This window comes from Amnibacterium endophyticum (genome assembly GCF_042680685.1).
GTDB lineage: Bacteria > Actinomycetota > Actinomycetes > Actinomycetales > Microbacteriaceae > Amnibacterium > Amnibacterium endophyticum.
On sequence record NZ_JBHUEA010000018.1, the window covers coordinates 25,825 to 43,284 of the forward strand.

A 17,460-nucleotide genomic window follows, 5' to 3' on the forward strand; every position below is an offset into this window, starting at 1 on the left:
GACCTCCGCGCGACGCGTCCGCTATAACCGTCGGTCCCCTTCTCCGGGGCGCCCCACCGGCCGCACCGCCCCGCCGGCCGAGTCCGTCGGGACCACCCCCGCTCCGCGCCCAGCGGGGCCGCCCTATGGTTCCCATCCATGGCGACCAGCGACTCCGTGCTGCTCTCCGGCGGCCAGGTCGCGACCCTCGAGCGCGACCGGTGGAACGCCGCCCGCATCGAGCTGGTCGTCGACGGGACGCCGCAGTCGAGCGTCAACCTGGACGACCCGACCGACCTCGCGTTCGAGTACGTGGAGCGCATCGGGCACGTGATCGACCTGCTCGGCGAGCCGAGGGCGCCGATCACGGCCGTCCACTTCGGGGCGGGCGCCCTGACGCTCCCGCGCTACGTCGAGTGGACGCGCCCCGGGTCCCGTCAGCAGGTGGTCGAGCTGGAGCGGGAGCTCGTGGACCTCGTCCGCTCCCGCCTGCCGCTGCCGCGGGGCGCCGCGATCCGGGTGCGCTACGGCGACGCCCGCCAGGTGGCGGAGCGGCTGCCCGGCGGTCTGCTCGGCTCGGCCGACCTCGTCGTCGTCGACGTCTTCGCCGGCGCCACGATCCCGGCCCAGTGCACGACGCAGGAGTTCTACCGGCTCGCCGCCGCGCCGCTGAACGACCACGGCGTGCTGGCCGTGAACGTCGCCGACGGCTCCGGGCTGCCGTTCGCGCGCGGGCAGATCGCGACGGTGCGCTCGGTGCTGCCGCACGTCGCGGTGATCGCCGAGGCGCAGGTGATGAAGGGCCGCCGCTTCGGCAACCTCGTCATCGTCGGGGCGAAGGACCCGGCGCCGCTCGACTGGCTGCCCCGCCTCGTGGCCGCGGGCCCGCACCCCGCCCGCGCGGTCTCCGGCGAGGAGCTGGACGCCCTGGTCGCCGGTGCCGCCGTGGTGACGGACGCGACCGCGCACCCCTCCCCCGACCCTGGCCGCGGCATCTTCACCCGCTGATCACCCGCGCGACTTCACCCGCTGATCACCCGCGCGACGCGGGAGTTCGGCGCCCCGTGACGTCTCTGCACGGCAGCAGCGACGAATGCGTCACCAGGAGGCAAATCCGCGGACGGGGTACGCGGAGCCGCGAGCCCGTCGGCGCCGCCGCCTAGGGTCGCCGCCGTGCTCCCCGACGACGTCCGCCGGCTCGCGGAGGGGCTGATCGCCGATCACCTGCCCGGCGGCGGGTGGACGTTCGCCTTCGACCGGGCCGTGCGGCGGGCGGGCGCGTGCCACCACGCCGACCGGCGCATCACGGTCTCCCGTCACCTCGCCGAACGGGCGGAGGAGGACGAGGTGCGCCAGGTGCTGCTGCACGAGGTCGCGCACGCGCTCGCCGGCCACCGCGCCGGCCACGGGCCTCGATGGCGAGCGGCGTGCGCCCGCGTCGGGCACAGCGGCGGCCGGCTGCACGAGCGCCCGATCGCGGAGGACCGGGCCCGGTGGGTCGGCACCTGCCCGGCGGGGCACGAGCACCGGCGGTTCCGGCGGCCGGAGCGCGCGCTCTCGTGCGGCGTCTGCTCCCGCCGCTTCGACCGCGGAGCCCTCATCACGTGGCGACGGGCGGATCCGGTCTAGACGACACCTCCTGTTTTCAATACGGTGTACCTGTAACCGATGAGCAGGAGCACTCCACGTCCATGACCCCCGCCCCCGACGTCCTCGTGATCGGCGCGACCGGCAGCCTCGGTGGCGCGACCCTCGCGGCGCTCCGCGAACGGGGGCGCGGCGCCCGCGTCCTCGTCCGCCGGCGCCGTCCCGACCTCGTCCACCCCCTGACGGAGCAGGTCGTCGGCGACCTCGGCGACGCCGCGAGCGTGCGCGCCGCACTGGTCGGCATCCGCGCCGCCTTCTACGTCTCCCCGCACGAGGAGGCCGAGCTCGCCTACGCCCGCCGCTTCGTGGAGGAGGCCGAGCGCGCCGGTGTCCGCGTGGTCTTCGCCGGCGTGCACGCCACGAGGCGCACGCTCGCCGGCCGCCTGGAGGGTGCGGTCGTGCGCCGGATCATGCCCCACTACCGCGGCAAGCTCGCGATCGGTGCGCTGATCGAGCGCGAGGCGACCGACGCGGTGCTGCTGACGCCGACCGCGTTCTTCCAGAACGACGAGCTGTTCCTCGAGGACATCGCGGCGGGCGTCTACCCGGCGCCGCTCAAGGGGTTCAGCATGGTCTCGACCGCCGACGTGGGCGCGGTGGCCGCCCGCGCCCTGCTGGAGCCGGGCTTCCCGCCCGGGACCCACCGGGTCGTCGGGCCGCGGTCCATGACGGGCGCCGAGGTCGCGGCCGCGTGGTCGCGCGCGCTCGGCCGACCGGTGCGACACACGGGGGACGACGCCGCCGCATGGGCCCGCACCGCGGACCTGCGGCTAGCCGCCGGTCGCAAGGGCGAGGACTACCGGGGGTCGTTCGCCGGGCTCGGCCGGCATCGCTTGACCGCCAGTGCGAAGGACGTCGCGCGCACGGCGGCGCTGCTCGGGCGACCGCCGCAGGACTACGCCGACTGGGCCGCGGAGGTCGTCGCCGCGGGTCGGGTGCCGGTGACCGCGCCGACCCCGGCCTGACGACCGTGCGCGTGGACCGGGCCCTCCGCCGCGGATGAGGCGGCACGAGGGCCCGGTCGGCCGCAGTGGTCCGCGTCAGTCGGTGACGCGGACCTCCTTCCAGAACGCGACGTAGTCCGCAAAGTCCTTGCCGACCCGCTCCACGCCGCTCGGGTACGGGTGCGGGTAGCTCCACGCGCGGTCCTGCAGCCGCGTGCCGTCGACCTCGACGGTGAAGTACTGGCACTCGCCCTTCCACGGGCAGGTGTAGGGGGTCGGGCTCTTCGCGAGCAGCTCCGACCTCACGCTCGCCGGCGGGAAGTACCAGTTGCCCTCGATCGAGATCAGGTCCTCCTTCGGGGCCTCCGCGATCACGGTGCCGTCGACGACTGCCTTCATGCGCTCCTCCTCAGGGGTGTCCCCCGCCACAGCGCACGTCGGGCCCCTCGCATTCCGTCCGGGGTCCGGAAGACTCCTCGGGGTGCAGCGCTCCTCGCCCCGCCCCGCCTGGTCGGACGTCCCCGCCACCGTCAGGCAGGAGGTCGAGGCGCTGCTCGGCGCCCCGGTCGTCGCCGCGGAGAGCAGCGCGGGCGGCTGGTCGCCCGGCACTGCGGACGTCATCACCCTGCAGGACGGCCGGCGCGTCTTCGTGAAGGCCGCGAGCGCGGCGGTGAACGAGGTCACGGTCGCGCTGCACCGGCGGGAGGCCGCGGTGCTGGCCGGCCTCGACGGGTCCGGTGCGGCACCACGAGCGCTCGGCGCGGTGGAGCGGGACGGCTGGATCGCGCTCGCCGTGGAGCACGTCGACGGCCGGCACCCCGACCCCCGCTCCGCCGCCGACACCGACGCGGTGCTCGACGCGGTGCACCGCCTGCCGGCACCGCTCCCGGCCGCCGTGCCGCGGGCGGCGGAGACCGCGGCGGACGCGCTGAGGGACGCGGCGACGGACTGGACGCGCGTGCTCGAGGAGGGGCGCGCGGACGCGGTCCCGGGCGGTGAGCAGGCGGTGCGAGCGCTCGCTCGCCTCGCCGCTGAAGCGGGTGAAGCGGTCGCGGGGGACGGCCTGGTCCACGGCGACCTGCGCCCGACAACGCATTGACCCGACCGGACGGCACCGCCCTGCTGCTCGACTGGCCCAACGCGCTCGAGGGCGCGGCGTGGTTCGACGCGCTGACCTACGCCCTCGACGTGCGGCGCGTCGGCGGAGACGCCGAGCGCGCCCTGCGGCACCCGGTGCTCGCCCGGGTGGACCCCGGCGCGGTCGACGCGGTGCTCGCGGCCCTCGCCGGCTACTTCTTCCGCGCCTCGCTGCGCCCCGAGGCCGAGGGCATGCGCGGCATCCGCGCCTTCCAGCGGGTGCAGGGCGAGGCGGCGCTCGACTGGCTGGCGGCACGGGCGGTCCGCTGACGTCCCTGCCGCCGTTCGGCCTCCGCAGCGATACTGGCGCGATGCGGATGGTCGTGATGCTGAAGGAGCGGCTGGCGTGCCCGCCGGAGCAGGCGTGGCGCGCGCTGCAGAGCCCGACCGTGATGCGCGAGGTCGCCGGGCCCTGGCTCGGCTACGCCTCCGAGGAGGACGGCGGCTTCCCGTCGACGTGGACCCAGGGCGACCACCCGGTCCGGCTGCTCGGCGCGGGGCTCGTGCCGATGGGGCAGCAGGACATCGACCTCACCTTCGACACGGCCACGCACCAGGGGGTGCGGATCGTGCGCGACACCGGGCGCGGGGTGGACGGCGTCCCCGGCGTGCTCCGCAGCTGGTACCACCGGATGGCCGTCGCACCCCACCCCGACGACCCGACCGAGACGCTCTACCGCGACCGGCTCGAGTTCGACGCCGGCCCGCTGACGCCCGCGATGTGGGCGGGGCTGTGGCCGCTCTGGCAGTGGCGGGGTCTGCGCCTCAAGCAGCTCGCCCCGTCGTTCGACCACGAGTTCGCCCCCGAGGACGCCGCCGCCTGAGGCGCCCGGCGGATGCGGTGCCCGGCGTCAGCCCACGCCGAGGTAGGTGACCACCGCGGCCGCCCCGGCGGCCAGCGCGGCGACGATCGTCAGCCCGAGCACGCCGCTCTTCCGAGCCGAGCGCACCACCAGCTGCAGCACCAGCACGACCGCGAGCGCGACCTCGAGCCAGAGGGCCTGCAGCGTCGTCGACACCCACGGCTGCACGGGCCCGAGCACCCGCACGAGCAGCAGCAGCGCGATCAGCAGCGTCAGGATCGCGAGCAGCGCGTTGCCTCCCGGCCGGCGGAAGCGCAGGGACGCGTCGATGAACCCCAGCACCCCCGCCGCGATCGCGAGCCCGGAGGTGAGCGAGACGGTGAAGGTCGGGTTCGAGGCCGCGGCGATCAGCACCCGGCGACGGTAGCCGCAGGCCGCACCCGGATCGCGGCGCCTCGCTGCACGCTCCGCCGCCCCCGTCCGAGGGCGGTCCGGCTCAGGAGAGGCGGCCCACGGAGGCGAGCGCCGCGCGGACCAGCGCGCCGCGACCGCCCTCCATCTCCGCCGCGACGGCGTCCGACGCCGCCTCGTCGGGCGTCATCCACGTCAGCTCGAGCGCGTCCTGGCGCGGGTCGGTCGTGCCCGTCACGGGGACGACGTAGGCGAGCGCGACGGCGTGCTGCCGCTCGTCGGTGAACTGGCTGGGGCTCGGCGTGGGGAAGTACTCCGCGACCTGGAACGGCACGGTGCTCGCCGGCAGCTGCGGGAACGCCATCGGGCCGAGGTCCTTCTCCAGGTGGCGGAACAGGGCGTCCCGCAGGGTCTCCCCGAACAGCACGCGCCCGGACACGATGGTGCGCGCGATGGAGCCGCTCGCGCCGACCCGCAGCAGCAGGCCGACCTCGGTCACCCGCCCCATCCCGTCGCAGCGCACCGGCACCGCCTCGACGTAGAGCAGCGGCAGCCGGCGGCGGATCGACGCCAGCTCCTCCTCGGCGAGCCAGCCGGGGTTGGGATCGGGCGTGCGCACGCTGCTCATGCCCCTTTTCTACCGGGCGCACGGGAGGATGCGGCCGTGCACCCCCTCACCGCCGTCTCCGCCGGGCCCCTGGACGACCTCGCGGGCCACCGCCTGCTCGTGCTGCTGCACGGTCTCGGGGCGGACGAGCGCGACCTGCTCCCCCTGGCGCCGGAGCTGGCGCTCGACGACGCGGTCGTCTCCCTCCGGGCGCCGCTGCCGTGGGGGCCGGGCTTCGCGTGGGCGGAGGTCCGCGACGACCCGACCCGCAGGACCGGCAGCATGCGGCCGGCCGCCGAGGCGGTGCTCGCCTGGCTGGACGGGGCGACGGCGGCCCTGGGCGAGCCCGCGGAGGTGCGACTGCTCGGCTTCTCGCAGGGCGGCGCGCTCGCGCTGACGCTGCTGCGCCTCGCGCCGGAGCGGTTCGCCTCGGCGGTCGTGCTCGCGGGCTTCGTGCCCGAGGACGACGAGGACGACGCCGCGCTCGCGGCCGTCCGCCCGCCGGTGCTGTGGGGCCGCGGCGACGCGGATCCCGTGATCCCTGCCGCCGCGATCGACCGCACGAGCGGCTGGCTGCCGGCGCACAGCGCGCTGACGGAGCGCGTGTACCCGGGGCTCGCGCACGGCATCTCGATCGAGGAGATCGCGGACGTGCGCGCCTTCCTCGCCTGACACGCCCGGTCCACCCGGGCTTTCCCGCCCGAGTCCGCGCACCGGGCTGTCGGAGGCGGGGTGCATGATGCTCCGACCATGCCCGGAGTGCTCGATCGGTTCGGCGCCGCGACCCGCGAGTGGTTCGTCGGCGCCTTCCGCGAGCCCACGCGTGCGCAGGCGGGCGCGTGGGAGGCGATCGCTGCCGGGCGGCACGCACTGGTCGTCGCGCCCACGGGGTCGGGCAAGACGCTCGCCGCGTTCCTGTGGGCGGTCGACCGGCTGGCCGCGCGCCCGAGCGATGCGCCGAAGGGCACCCGCGTCCTCTACATCTCGCCGCTGAAGGCGCTCGGCGTCGACGTGGAGCGCAACCTCCGCAGCCCGCTCGTCGGGGTGACCCAGACCGCGAAGCGCCTGGGCGAGACCCCGCCGCCCATCCGCGTCGGCGTGCGCTCCGGCGACACGAGCCAGTCGGAGCGGCGGGCGCTGTCGAACGACCCGCCCGAGATCCTGATCACGACCCCCGAGTCCCTGTTCCTCATGCTCACGTCGGCCGCGCGGGAGACGCTGACCGAGGTCGACACGGTCATCGTGGACGAGGTGCACGCCGTCGCCGCGACGAAGCGGGGGTCGCACCTCGCGCTCTCCCTCGAACGGCTCGACGCGATGCTCGAGCAGCCCGCGCAGCGCATCGGACTGTCGGCGACCGTGAAGCTCGTGGAGGAGGTCGCCCGCTTCCTCGGCGGCCGCTCCCCCGTCACGGTCGTGCAGCCGGCGGCGCAGAAGACCTTCGACCTGAGCGTCGTCGTCCCGGTCGAGGACATGGCCGACCCCGACCTCGGCAGCGGGTGGCCGGCCGGCGACCCCGAGCAGCCGCTCGAGGGCAGCGCCGCGCAGGACGTCTTCGACCCGGACGACCCGCTGCCGCAGCGGACGGGCTCGATCTGGCCGTACGTGGAGTCCTCGATCACCGACCTGGTGCTGCAGCACCGCTCGACGATCGTGTTCGCGAACTCGAGGCGCCTCGCGGAGCGGCTGACGGCGCGGCTCAACGAGGAGTACCAGGAGCGGCTCGAGTCGCAGCAGGCGAGGGAGGAGGCCCGCGAGGGCGTCGAGGCTCCGGCGGCGCTCGAGCTGGCCGTCGCCGGCAGCGGGCTCGCGAAGCGCGGGCAGCCCGCGCCGGCCGCGGTCCAGGCGTCCTCCGGCTCGACCCGCGGCGCCACCGAGCTGCTCGCCCGCGCCCACCACGGCTCGGTCAGCAAGGAGCAGCGCGGCCTGATCGAGGACGACCTGAAGTCGGGACGGCTGCGCTGCGTCGTGGCGACCTCGAGCCTCGAGCTCGGCATCGACATGGGCGCCGTCGACCTCGTCGTGCAGGTGGGCGCGCCGCCGTCCGCGGCGAGCGGCCTGCAGCGCATCGGCCGGGCCGGGCACCAGGTCGGCGAGATCAGCAAGGGCGTCGTCTTCCCCGTGCACCAGGCCGACCTGATCCACGCCGCGGTCGCGACCGACCGGATGCTGCGCGGCGAGCTCGAGTCCATCCGCATCCCCGCGAACCCGCTCGACGTGCTGGCGCAGCAGACGGTCGCGGCGAGCGCGATGGAGGACCTCGACGTCGAGGCGTGGTTCGACACCGTCCGGCGCAGCGCGCCGTTCGCCGCGCTCCCCCGCTCCGCCTACGAGGCGGTGCTCGACCTGCTGGCCGGCCGCTACCCGTCCGACGAGTTCGCCGAGCTGCGCCCCCGCATCGTCTGGGACCGCGACGCGAACACGCTGTCCGGCCGCAACGGCGCGCAGCGCCTGGCGGTCACCTCCGGCGGCACCATCCCCGACCGCGGCATGTTCGGCGTCTTCCTGGTCTCCGGCGGCGAGGGGGGCGGCAACCGTGTCGGCGAGCTGGACGAGGAGATGGTCTACGAGTCGCGGGTCGGCGACGTCTTCAGCCTCGGCGCGACCAGCTGGCGGATCCAGGAGATCACGCACGACCGCGTGCTCGTCCTGCCCGCGTTCGGCGAGCCCGGCCGCGTGCCGTTCTGGAAGGGCGACGGCCTCGGCCGGCCCGTCGAGCTCGGGCGGGCCGTCGGGGCCTTCCAGCGGGAGCTCGCGACCGCCGACGACGCGCAGGCCGCCGCCGCCGCGCACCGCATCGGGCTCGACGACCGCGCGACCGCGAACCTCGTCCGCTTCGTGAAGGAGCAGGCGGAGGCGACCGGCAGCGTGCCGTCGGACCGCACCCTGGTGCTCGAGCGGTTCCGGGACGAGCTGGGCGACTGGCGCATCGTGCTCCATTCCCCGTTCGGCATGCAGGTGCACGCACCGTGGGCGCTCGCCGTCGGCGCACGCCTCGCCGAGCGCTTCGGCATCGAGAACGGCGCCATGGCCGCGGACGACGGCATCGTGCTGCGGGTGCCGGACACGGACGCGGAGCCGCCGGGCGCCGACCTGTTCGTCTTCGAGCCGGACGAGCTCGACGAGACGGTGACCACCGAGGTGACCTCGTCGGCGATCTTTGCGTCCCGCTTCCGCGAGTGCGCGGCGCGCGCCCTGCTGCTGCCGCGCTACAACCCCGGACGGCGATCGCCCCTGTGGCAGCAGCGCCAGCGCGCCAGCCAGCTGCTCGACGTGGCGAAGAAGTTCCCGACCTTCCCGATCATCTTCGAGACCATCCGCGAGGTGCTGCAGGACGTGTACGACCTGCCCGCGCTGAAGGAGCTCGCGGCCGGGCTCGAGAGCCGCGCGATCCGCATCGTGGAGGTCGAGACGCCGACCGCGAGCCCGTTCGCCCGCAGCCTGCTGTTCAGCTACGTCGGCGCGTTCATGTACGAGGGCGACAGCCCGCTGGCGGAGCGCAAGGCGCAGGCGCTCGCCCTCGACGCGACGCTGCTCTCGGAGCTGCTCGGCCGCGTCGAGCTGCGCGAGCTGCTCGACGCCGCCGTGGTCGAGCGCACGGAGCAGGAGCTGCAGCGACTCGCCCCCGACCGCCGGCTGCAGGGCCTGGAGGGCGTCGCCGACCTGCTCCGCCTGCTCGGGCCGCTCACCGCCGACGAGATCGCGGCCCGCCTGGTCGTGGGCGAGCACGCGGCGACCGCGGAGCAGGCGGGCGGGTTCGTGGCCGAGCTCGTCGCGTCGAAGCGGGCGATCGAGGCGTCCTGGGGCGGCGAGCGCTGGGTCGCCGCGATCGAGGACGCGAGCCGGCTGCGCGACGCGCTCGGCGTGCCGCTGCCGATCGGGGTGCCGGTCGCCTTCGTCGAGCCCGTGCAGGACCCGCTCGGCGACCTCGTCGGCCGGTACGCGCGCACGCACGGCCCCTTCACCGCGGCCGCCGCGGCGCAGCGCCTCGGGCTCGGCCCCGCGGTGGTGGTCGACACCCTCCGCCGACTGCTGGACGCGCGCCGCGTCACCGAGGGCGAGTTCCGCCCGGGTGGCACCGGCGCGGAGTGGTGCGACGTCGAGGTGCTGCGGCGCCTGCGCAGCAGGTCCCTCGCCGCCCTGCGGAAGGAGGTCGAGCCGGTCGAGCAGGCCGCCTTCGCCCGCTTCCTGCCCGAGTGGCAGCACGTGGGCGCGCTGGACGCCGAGGGGCGCCGCACCGGCCGCAGCCTGCGGGGCGTCGACGGGGTCGCGACGGTGATCGAGCAGCTCGCGGGCGTGCCCGTCCCCGCCTCCGCGTGGGAGACGCTGGTGCTGCCCGCCCGGGTCCGGGACTACGCGCCCGCGATGCTCGACGAGCTGACCGCGACGGGCGAGGTGGTCTGGTCGGGCGCCGGACGGCTCGCGGGCAGCGACGGCTGGGTCGCGCTCCACCTCGCCGACGCGGTCCCGTTGACACTGCCGGAGGCGGAGCAGGGCGAGCGCACGCCGCTGGAGCAGGAGGTGCTCGCGACGCTCGGCGGTGGCGGCGCGTTCTTCTTCCGTCAGCTCGCCGACACCGTCGGTGCGGTCGACGACCACGCGCTCACGACCGCGCTCTGGAACCTCGTGTGGAGCGGCCTGGTCACGAACGACACGTTCGCGCCGGTCCGTGCGCTCGTCGGAGCGAGGGGCTCCGGCACCGCGCACCGGACGCAGCGTCGGGCGCCGCGGGCGAAGAGCTACCGGGGCCGCGGGCGCCCGGCGATGCCAGTCCGCAGCGGACCGCCGAGCACGGCGGGGCGCTGGGCGATCCTGCCGCTGCCCGAGGACGATCCGACGGTGCGTGCGGCCGCCACGGCGGAGATCCTGCTCGACCGGTACGGCGTCGTCACCCGCGGCTCCGTGCAGGCGGAGCAGGTCCCGGGCGGGTTCGCGCTCGTCTACAAGACGCTCGCCGCGCTCGAGGAGGCGGGGCGCGCCCGGCGCGGCTACTTCGTCGAGCAGCTCGGCGCCGCGCAGTTCTCCACCGCGGGCACGGTCGACCGGCTGCGCAAGCACGCCCGGGACGCGAACGACGAGGTGCCCGACCCCGCCGTCGTGGTGCTCGCCGCCACCGATCCCGCCAACCCGTACGGCGGTGCGCTGCCGTGGCTGGAGACGGCGTCGGACGGCGGCCACCGTCCCGGCAGGAAGGCCGGCGCCCTCGTCGTCCTCGTCGACGGGCACCTCGTGCTCTACGTCGAGCGGGGCGGCAAGACCGTGCTCCGCTTCTCCGCGGGTGACGGCGCGATGGGCCTCGCGGCCGACGGGCTCGCTGCCGCGGTGCGCTCCGGTGCCGTGCCGCATCTGGTCGTGGAGAAGGTCGACGGCGAGTACGCCCTCGGCTCCGAGTTCGGCAAGCGGCTCGAGTCCGCCGGCTTCGCGGCGACGCCGAAGGGCCTGCGGCTCCGTGCCACGTAGCAGTGGCCGCGGTGCGACCGCGGGTGACCCCGTGACGGTGAGCGGGATGCGCGATGCCTGAGGGCGACACCGTCTACCGCGCCGCGAGGAACCTCGACACGGCCCTCGCGGGCCAGGTGCTGACGGGCTGCGACGTCCGGGTGCCCAGGTACGCGACCGTCGACCTGACCGGCCAGACGGTCGAGTCGGTCGGCAGCCGCGGCAAGCACCTGCTGCTGCGGACCGAGGAGGCGCTCGTCCACTCGCATCTGAAGATGGAGGGCGCCTGGCACCTGTACCGGCCCGGGGGCCGCTGGCGGCGGCCGGCGTTCGAGGCCCGCATCGTGCTCGACACCGCGCCCTGGCAGGCGGTCGGCTTCGCGCTCGGCGTGCTCGAGGTCCTGCCGCGGGCGCAGGAGGAGGACGTGGTCGGGTACCTCGGGCCGGACCTGCTCGGCCCGGACTGGGACGCGGAGACGGCGCTCGCGAACATCGCGGCGCAGCCGGAGCGGGCGATCGGGCTCGCGCTGCTCGACCAGCGGAACCTGGCCGGGGTCGGCAACGTGTACCGGAACGAGCTCTGCTTCCTCCGCGGCGTGCTGCCGACCCGGCCGGTCGGCGAGGTGCGGGACCTGCCCCGGATGGTCGACCTGGCGAAGCGCACCCTCGAGGCGAACAAGAACCGGGTCGAGCGGACCTTGACCGGCGACACGAGGTCCGGGAAGCAGGACTGGGTCTACGGCCGCACGGGCAAGCCCTGCCGCCGCTGCGGCACCCGGATCCGCGGCGGCTCGCTCGGCGACCCGGTGCGCCCGGGCCAGGGCGCGCAGGACCGCGAGACCTACTGGTGCCCCCGCTGCCAGACCTGACGCACGCGATGCAGCCGCTCACCCCACCGCTGGTCGAGGTGCGAGCGCAGCGAGCCTCGACAGCGCCCGGCCCCACCCAGCGCTGGTCGAGGTGCGAGCGCAGCGAGCCTCGAGACCACCCGGCCCGCGCACCGGCCCCTCCTGCGAGGATCGCCCGGTGAGCAGGAAGCCGCCCTCCACCGCGGCGACGAAGGCGCTCGACGCGCTCGGGGTCGTCTACACGCCCCGCCCCTACGACCACGACCCGGCGACCGTCGACTACGGCGAGGAGGCGGCGAGGGCGCTCGGGGTCCCGGCGCAGCGGGTCTTCAAGACCCTGGTGGCGGAGGTCGAGGGCCGCGGCGTCGTCGCCGTCGTGCCCGTCTCGTCGATGCTCGACCTCAAGGCGCTGGCCGGGTCGCTCGGCGCCAAGCGCGCCGTGATGGCGGCGCCGGAGGCGGCCGAGCGCCGCACGGGCTACGTCGTCGGCGGCATCAGCCCGTTCGGGCAGCGGTCGCGGCTCCCCCTCGTGCTCGACGAGAGCGCTGCGGAGCTGCCGACGATCCTCGTGTCCGGCGGCCGGCGCGGCTTCGACCTCGAGGTGGCGCCGCACGATCTGCTGCGGGCGACCGGCGGCTCGACCGCCCCGATCGCGACGGCCCGATGAGGGCCGGCCGGCTCGCGGCCGGGCTCGCCGCCGCCGGAGGGCTCGGGTACCTCGTCTGGCTCGCCCGCCACCGGGCGGCGTGGACCGTGCTGCTCACGAACCGCATCCCCGCGCACCACGAGCACTGGCGCGAGCGGGGGCGCCGCCGTGAGGGGAGCGTGCTCTACGTCGCGCTCGGCGACTCCGCGGCGCTCGGGCTCGGGGCGTCGCGGCCGGAGCGCGGCTACGTCGGGCTGCTCGCCGACGAGATCGCTCGGATCACGGGGCGGCACGTCCGCGTGCGCAACCTCTCGATCGACGGCGCGACCTGCGCGGTGGTGCTGCAGGACGAGCTGCACCGCGTGCCGGACGAGCCCGCGCTGGTCTGCACGATCGACATCGGCGCGAACGACGTGTGGAGCTTCGAGCCGGAGCGCTTCCGCCGAGAGCTGGGGCAGGTGCTCGCCGCGCTGCCCAGCGGGACGCTGGTCGCCGACGTCCCGAGCTTCGCCCCGCTGCCGGTGGCGGGGCGCGTGCGCCGGATGAACACGATCGTCCACGAGCTGGTCGCGGCGCACGGGCACGTGCTCGTGCCGCTGAACGCGACGACCGCGCGCGGCGGCCCTCTCTCCGCGCTCCGGAACGCGGCGGGCGACCTGTTCCACCCGAACGACCGCGGCCACGCCCGCTGGGCGGAGGCGTTCCTCCCGCCCCTCCGCGCGCGCCTCGCCGATAGCGGCTACTGACCTCGCGCGGTCGCTCCGCCACCTCGCGCGGTCCTCGTGGCGCCCGAGCCCGGCGGCGAGGGCGGCTCAGCCGCGCTCGGGGACGTGCCGCTCGTCCGGGCCCACGTACTCCGAAAGCGGGCGGATGAGCGCGTTAGCCTCCAGCTGCTCCATGACGTGCGCGGTCCAGCCGGTCACGCGCGCCGCGACGAACAGCGGCGTGAACACCTCGGTGTCGAAGCCCATCAGGTGGTAGGCCGGGCCCGACGGGTAGTCGAGGTTCGGCTTGATCGACTTGCGCTCGTCCATCGCCCGCGCGAGCTCCTCGTACAGCGCGAGCAGGTCGGGTCGGTCGTACTCGGCGACGAGCGTCTCGAGGGCGGCCTTCATGGTCGGCACGCGGGAGTCGCCGTGCTTGTAGACGCGATGCCCGAAGCCCATGATCTTCCGCTTCTCCGCGAGCGCCGCGTCGAGCCAGCCCGCCGCGGCGTCCGCCGACCCGATCTCGTCGAACGCGTGCATGACGGCCTCGTTCGCGCCGCCGTGCAGGGGCCCCTTGAGCGCGCCGATCGCCGCCGTGACGGCCGAGTACAGGTCCGCGAGCGTCGAGGTGACGACGCGGGCGGTGAACGTCGACGCGTTGAAGGAGTGCTCGGCGTACAGCGTCATCGAGACGTCGAAGGCCTTCACGACCGTCGGGCCGGGCACGCTGCCGAAGGACATGTGGAGGAGGTTCGCGCTGTAGCCGAGGTCGTCCCGGGGCTCGACCACCGGCAGGTCGTGCCGTCGACGCTGCACGTAGGCGACGATCGCGGGCAGCTTCGCGAAGAGCCTCATCGACTTCTCGAGGTCCGCCTCGCGCGAGGAGTCGGCGACGGCCGGGTCCCCGGCGCCGATGACGCTGACGGCCGTGCGGACGAGGTCCATCGGCGCCGCGTCGCGCGGGAGGTCGTCGATGACGCGCTTGACGCCCTCGTCGAGGCGCCGCTGCGATCGCTCCGCCTGCTGGAAGGCGGCGAGCTGCGCCTCGTCGGGCAGCTCGCCGTGCCACAGCAGGTGGGCGACCTCCTCGAAGGAGCAGCGGTCCGCCAGCTCCTGCACCGGGTACCCGCGGTAGAGCAGCGAGTTGGTCTCGGGGTTCACCTTCGAGATCGCGGTGGTGTCGACGACGACGCCCGCGAGCCCCTTCTTGATGTCGGCCATCACTGCCTCTCAGCTCCGGTTGTTGGCGAGGTCGAAGGTGGCGACGCCGTCGTCGAAGGCGGCGTAGCCCGCGTAGTCGACGAGCTCGTAGAGCCGCGCCCGGGTCTGCATCCCCGGCACCTGCGACTGCAGCGAGCCGTCGCCCGCGAGCGCGTCGAGGCCGCGCTCGATCGCGCCCATCGCCATCCGCAGCAGCGAGACCGGGAAGATCACCATGTTCACGCCGACGTCCTGCAGCTGCTGGACGGTGAAGAGGTCGCTCTTGCCGAACTCGGTCATGTTGGCGAGGAGCGGCACGTCGACGGCGGCGCGCATGGCCTCGAACTCGGACAGGTCCGCCATCGCCTCGGCGAAGATCGCGTCCGCGCCCGCGTCGGCCAGCGCCTTGGCGCGGTCGGTGGCGGCGCGCAGCCCCTCGACGCCGCGGACGTCCGTGCGCGCCATGACGACGAAGTCGGGGTCGCGGCGCGCCTGGACCGCGGCCCGGATGCGGTTCACCGCCGTCGCCTCGTCGACGACCTCCTTGCCGTCGAGGTGCCCGCACCGCTTCGGGTTGACCTGGTCCTCGAGGTGGACGCCCGAGAGGCCCGCGTCCTCGAGCAGCTGGACCGTGCGCGCGACGTTCATCGGCTCGCCGAACCCGGTGTCGCCGTCGATCAGCGTGGGGAGGTCGGTGTTGCGCGAGATCTGCGCACCCCGCTGGACGACCTCGGTCAGCGTGGTGAGCCCGATGTCCGGCAGCCCCAGCTCGTTGGCCATCACGGCCCCGGAGATGTAGACGCCCTCGAACCCCTTCTCCTGGATGAGCGGCGCGGTCAGCGGGGTGAACGCGCCCGGGAACCGCTGGATGGCCCCGCTGGCGAGCCCCGCGCGGAACGCCTGCCGCTTCTGCGACGGGGTGACGGTGGTGTGCAGCATCAGAAGAGCCCCTTCGACGAGGTGGGCAGCGCGGTGGCCGCGACGACGTTCAGGGCGCGGACCTCGTCCGCGCCGAGCTCGGGGAGCCGCTCGGCCAGCCCGAGGAACCGCTCGATCTCCTCGGGCGCGACGACGCCCTCGGCGAGCGTCCGGAACTTGCGGACGTAGTCGGCCCGGCGGAAGGGCCGGGCGCCGAGCGGGTGCGCGTCGGCGACCGCGATCTCCTCGACCACGGTCGAGCCGTCCGTCAGGGTCGCCTCCATCCGGCCGCCGAACGCCTTCTCGGCGAGGTCGTTCGAGTGGTAGCGCCGCGTCCACTCGGGGTCGTCGACCGTCGAGATCCTCCGCCACAGCGCCACGGTGTCGGGGCGTCCGGCTCGCGAGGGCGCGTAGCTGGTCTCGTGGTCCCAGGACCCGTCCTGCAGCGCGACCGCGAAGATGTAGGGCACCGAGTGGTCGAGCGTCTCGCGGCTGGCGGTCGGGTCGTACTTCTGCGGATCGCCGGCGCCGGAGCCGATCACGGTGTGGGTGTGGTGGCTCGTGTGCAGGACGATCGAGGCGACCCGGTCGGGATCGGCGAGCTCGGGGTGCTCGGTGCGGAGCCGCCGACCGAGGTCGATCCAGGCCTGGGCCTGGTACTCCGCGGAGTGCTCCTTGGTGAACGAGTCGAGGATCGCGCGCTTGGCCTCGCCGCGGTCCGGCAGCCCGACCTCGTAGCGCCCCTCGGGGCCGTCGAGCAGCCAGGCGATCACCCCGTCCTCGCCCTCCCAGATCGGGGAGGGCGAGGTCTGGCCGCGCATCGCCCGGTCGACGGCCTCGACCGCCATCTTCCCGGCGAAGGCCGGCGCGTGGGCCTTCCAGGTGGAGATCTCGCCCTTCCGCGACTGGCGGGTGGCGGTCGTGACGTGGAGCGCCTGGCCGATCGCCTGGAACACCACCTCGGGGCTCAGGCCGAGGAGGGTCCCGATGCCCGCCGCCGCGCTCGGCCCGAGATGGGCGACGTGGTCGATCTTGTGGGCGTGCAGGCTGACCGCCTTCGCGAGGTCGATCTGCACCTCGTACCCGGTCGCGAGCCCGCGGACCAGCTCGGCGCCGTCACGGCCGGCGTGCTGCGCGACGGCGAGGATCGGGGGGATGTTGTCGCCGGGGTGCGAGTACTCCGCCGCGAGGAAGGTGTCGTGGTAGTCGAGCTCGCGCACCGCGACCCCGTTCGCCCACGCGGCCCACTCCGGCGACACCGAGTCCGGGACCCCGAAGACGGAGGCGCCGGGCGCGTACGGGTGCGCGAGCGCCTGCGTCCGCGCGGCCGTCACCGGGGCCCGGCCGAGCGAGGCGACGGCCACGGCCGCGTTGTCGATCACCCGGTTGACGATCATCTCGACGACCTCGGGCACCACGTCCACCGGGTCCGCGGCGACTTCCGCGATCCGCCACGCCAGCTGCTCCTCCCGGGGGAAGGGCTCGGAGCTCGGACGGGTGCGCACGCTGAAGGTCCTCACTCCCGCACTGTATGCACTCCTCGTGAGGAGGGGCCTGCCCGAGGCGGCGGACCCCGGGAAGGCGGCGCATCCCTCGGGCGTTGTCGAAGAGGCACGTCATCGACCACAGGAGGGTGCACCCATGGCCACCACCACCGAGACCGCGATCCTCGCCGGCGGATGCTTCTGGGGCGCGCAGCAGCTGCTGCGCCGTCGCCCCGGCGTCATCTCGACGCAGGTCGGCTACTCCGGCGACGAGGGCACCCCGAACGCCACGTACCGGCGGCACGGCGACCACGCCGAGGCGGTCGAGATCGTCTTCGATCCGAGCACGATCACCTACCGCGACCTGCTCGAGTTCTTCTTCCAGATCCACGACCCGTCGACGAAGGACCGCCAGGGCAACGACCGCGGCCGCAGCTACCGCTCCGCGATCTTCTTCACGTCCGAGGAGCAGCAGCGGGTCGCGCTCGACACGATCGCCGACGTCGATGCGTCCGGGCTGTGGCCGGGGAAGGTCGTCACCGAGGTCGAGCCGGCGGGCGCGTTCTGGCGGGCCGAGGAGGAGCACCAGGACTACCTGGAGAAGCAGCCCTGGGGCTACACCTGCCACTTCGTGCGGCCGGGCTGGAAGCTGCCGCACCGCGAGGCGCAGCCCGCGAGCTGACGCCCTAC

18 protein-coding genes are annotated in these 17,460 nt (G+C 74.9%); 12 read left to right on the forward strand and 6 right to left on the reverse strand.

The features are described 5' to 3' along the window. Window positions 1-138: 138 nt before the first annotated feature. The 3 genes from ACFSBI_RS11835 (at window position 139) to ACFSBI_RS11845 (ending at window position 2,591) form a co-directional block, all read left to right on the forward strand. Window positions 139-987: a spermidine synthase gene (locus ACFSBI_RS11835; protein ID WP_377935169.1), complete on the forward strand. Its 849-nt coding sequence runs from the start codon at window positions 139-141 to the stop codon at window positions 985-987. Window positions 988-1,152: 165 nt separating this feature from the next. Then, complete coding sequence (locus ACFSBI_RS11840) at window positions 1,153-1,608, forward strand: SprT-like domain-containing protein (protein ID WP_377935171.1); 456 nt, start codon at window positions 1,153-1,155, stop codon at window positions 1,606-1,608. Window positions 1,609-1,670: 62 nt separating this feature from the next. After that, window positions 1,671-2,591: an SDR family oxidoreductase gene (locus tag ACFSBI_RS11845; protein ID WP_377935173.1), complete on the forward strand. Its 921-nt coding sequence runs from the start codon at window positions 1,671-1,673 to the stop codon at window positions 2,589-2,591. 75 nt (window positions 2,592-2,666) lie between these two features. On the opposite strand, the gene ACFSBI_RS11850 is transcribed toward ACFSBI_RS11845, so the two are convergent. Continuing rightward, window positions 2,667-2,969 carry a DUF427 domain-containing protein gene (locus ACFSBI_RS11850; RefSeq protein ID WP_377935175.1) on the reverse strand — a complete coding sequence of 101 codons (303 nt, stop codon included), beginning with the start codon at window positions 2,967-2,969 and terminating at the stop codon, window positions 2,667-2,669. A gap of 82 nt (window positions 2,970-3,051) precedes the next feature. Here ACFSBI_RS11850 and ACFSBI_RS11855 point away from each other — a divergent pair, with 82 nt between their 5' ends. The 3 genes from ACFSBI_RS11855 to ACFSBI_RS11865 are packed head-to-tail and all read left to right on the forward strand — an operon-like array spanning window position 3,052 to window position 4,531. Beyond that, on the forward strand, window positions 3,052-3,669 hold the full coding sequence (locus tag ACFSBI_RS11855; RefSeq protein ID WP_377935177.1) for a hypothetical protein: 618 nt from the start codon (window positions 3,052-3,054) through the stop codon (window positions 3,667-3,669). Next, on the forward strand, window positions 3,666-3,977 hold the full coding sequence (locus ACFSBI_RS11860) for a hypothetical protein (protein ID WP_377935179.1): 312 nt from the start codon (window positions 3,666-3,668) through the stop codon (window positions 3,975-3,977). The genes ACFSBI_RS11855 and ACFSBI_RS11860 overlap by 4 nt, the downstream gene beginning before the upstream one ends. Before the next feature lie 41 nt (window positions 3,978-4,018). Then, a complete protein-coding gene (locus tag ACFSBI_RS11865) occupies window positions 4,019-4,531 on the forward strand; it encodes a hypothetical protein (RefSeq protein ID WP_377935181.1) in 513 nt (170 codons plus the stop codon). A 27-nt stretch (window positions 4,532-4,558) separates the two neighbouring features. Here the strand turns inward: ACFSBI_RS11865 and ACFSBI_RS11870 are convergent, their stop codons facing one another. Together ACFSBI_RS11870 and ACFSBI_RS11875 are read right to left on the reverse strand one after the other, a co-directional pair. Next, complete coding sequence (locus ACFSBI_RS11870) at window positions 4,559-4,924, reverse strand: hypothetical protein (protein WP_377935183.1); 366 nt, start codon at window positions 4,922-4,924, stop codon at window positions 4,559-4,561. 82 nt (window positions 4,925-5,006) lie between these two features. Continuing rightward, on the reverse strand, window positions 5,007-5,549 hold the full coding sequence (locus tag ACFSBI_RS11875) for an NUDIX hydrolase family protein (RefSeq protein WP_377935185.1): 543 nt from the start codon (window positions 5,547-5,549) through the stop codon (window positions 5,007-5,009). A 36-nt stretch (window positions 5,550-5,585) separates the two neighbouring features. Here ACFSBI_RS11875 and ACFSBI_RS11880 point away from each other — a divergent pair, with 36 nt between their 5' ends. The 5 genes from ACFSBI_RS11880 (at window position 5,586) to ACFSBI_RS11900 (ending at window position 13,207) form a co-directional block, all read left to right on the forward strand. Next, the gene (locus ACFSBI_RS11880) at window positions 5,586-6,200 is read left to right on the forward strand and encodes an alpha/beta hydrolase (RefSeq protein ID WP_377935187.1); all 615 of its coding nucleotides are present in this window, start codon (window positions 5,586-5,588) and stop codon (window positions 6,198-6,200) included. Between the two features lie 78 nt (window positions 6,201-6,278). Then, window positions 6,279-10,988, forward strand: coding sequence for an ATP-dependent helicase (locus ACFSBI_RS11885; protein ID WP_377935189.1), 4,710 nt, complete (start codon window positions 6,279-6,281; stop codon window positions 10,986-10,988). Between the two features lie 53 nt (window positions 10,989-11,041). Next, window positions 11,042-11,836: a DNA-formamidopyrimidine glycosylase family protein gene (locus ACFSBI_RS11890; protein WP_377935191.1), complete on the forward strand. Its 795-nt coding sequence runs from the start codon at window positions 11,042-11,044 to the stop codon at window positions 11,834-11,836. A 157-nt stretch (window positions 11,837-11,993) separates the two neighbouring features. Beyond that, window positions 11,994-12,482 (forward strand): Cys-tRNA(Pro) deacylase, encoded by a 489-nt coding sequence (ybaK, locus tag ACFSBI_RS11895; protein ID WP_377935193.1) that lies wholly within the window; start codon window positions 11,994-11,996, stop codon window positions 12,480-12,482. Further along, entirely contained in the window at window positions 12,479-13,207 is a 729-nt protein-coding gene (locus ACFSBI_RS11900) for an SGNH/GDSL hydrolase family protein (protein WP_377935195.1), read from the forward strand. The genes ybaK and ACFSBI_RS11900 overlap by 4 nt, the downstream gene beginning before the upstream one ends. Before the next feature lie 66 nt (window positions 13,208-13,273). Here ACFSBI_RS11900 and ACFSBI_RS11905 read toward each other — a convergent pair whose 3' ends face one another. From ACFSBI_RS11905 to ACFSBI_RS11915, 3 genes are read right to left on the reverse strand one after another with little or no spacing between them, the layout of a single operon-like run. Then, window positions 13,274-14,389, reverse strand: coding sequence for a bifunctional 2-methylcitrate synthase/citrate synthase (locus ACFSBI_RS11905; protein ID WP_377935197.1), 1,116 nt, complete (start codon window positions 14,387-14,389; stop codon window positions 13,274-13,276). A gap of 9 nt (window positions 14,390-14,398) precedes the next feature. Continuing rightward, window positions 14,399-15,307 carry a methylisocitrate lyase gene (prpB, locus tag ACFSBI_RS11910; RefSeq protein ID WP_377935199.1) on the reverse strand — a complete coding sequence of 303 codons (909 nt, stop codon included), beginning with the start codon at window positions 15,305-15,307 and terminating at the stop codon, window positions 14,399-14,401. Beyond that, on the reverse strand, window positions 15,307-16,806 hold the full coding sequence (locus tag ACFSBI_RS11915) for an MmgE/PrpD family protein (protein ID WP_377935201.1): 1,500 nt from the start codon (window positions 16,804-16,806) through the stop codon (window positions 15,307-15,309). The genes prpB and ACFSBI_RS11915 overlap by 1 nt, the downstream gene beginning before the upstream one ends. Window positions 16,807-16,927: 121 nt before the next feature. On the opposite strand from ACFSBI_RS11915, the gene msrA reads away from it, so the two are divergent. Next, on the forward strand, window positions 16,928-17,452 hold the full coding sequence (gene msrA, locus ACFSBI_RS11920; RefSeq protein ID WP_377935203.1) for a peptide-methionine (S)-S-oxide reductase MsrA: 525 nt from the start codon (window positions 16,928-16,930) through the stop codon (window positions 17,450-17,452). Window positions 17,453-17,460: the final 8 nt, after the last annotated feature.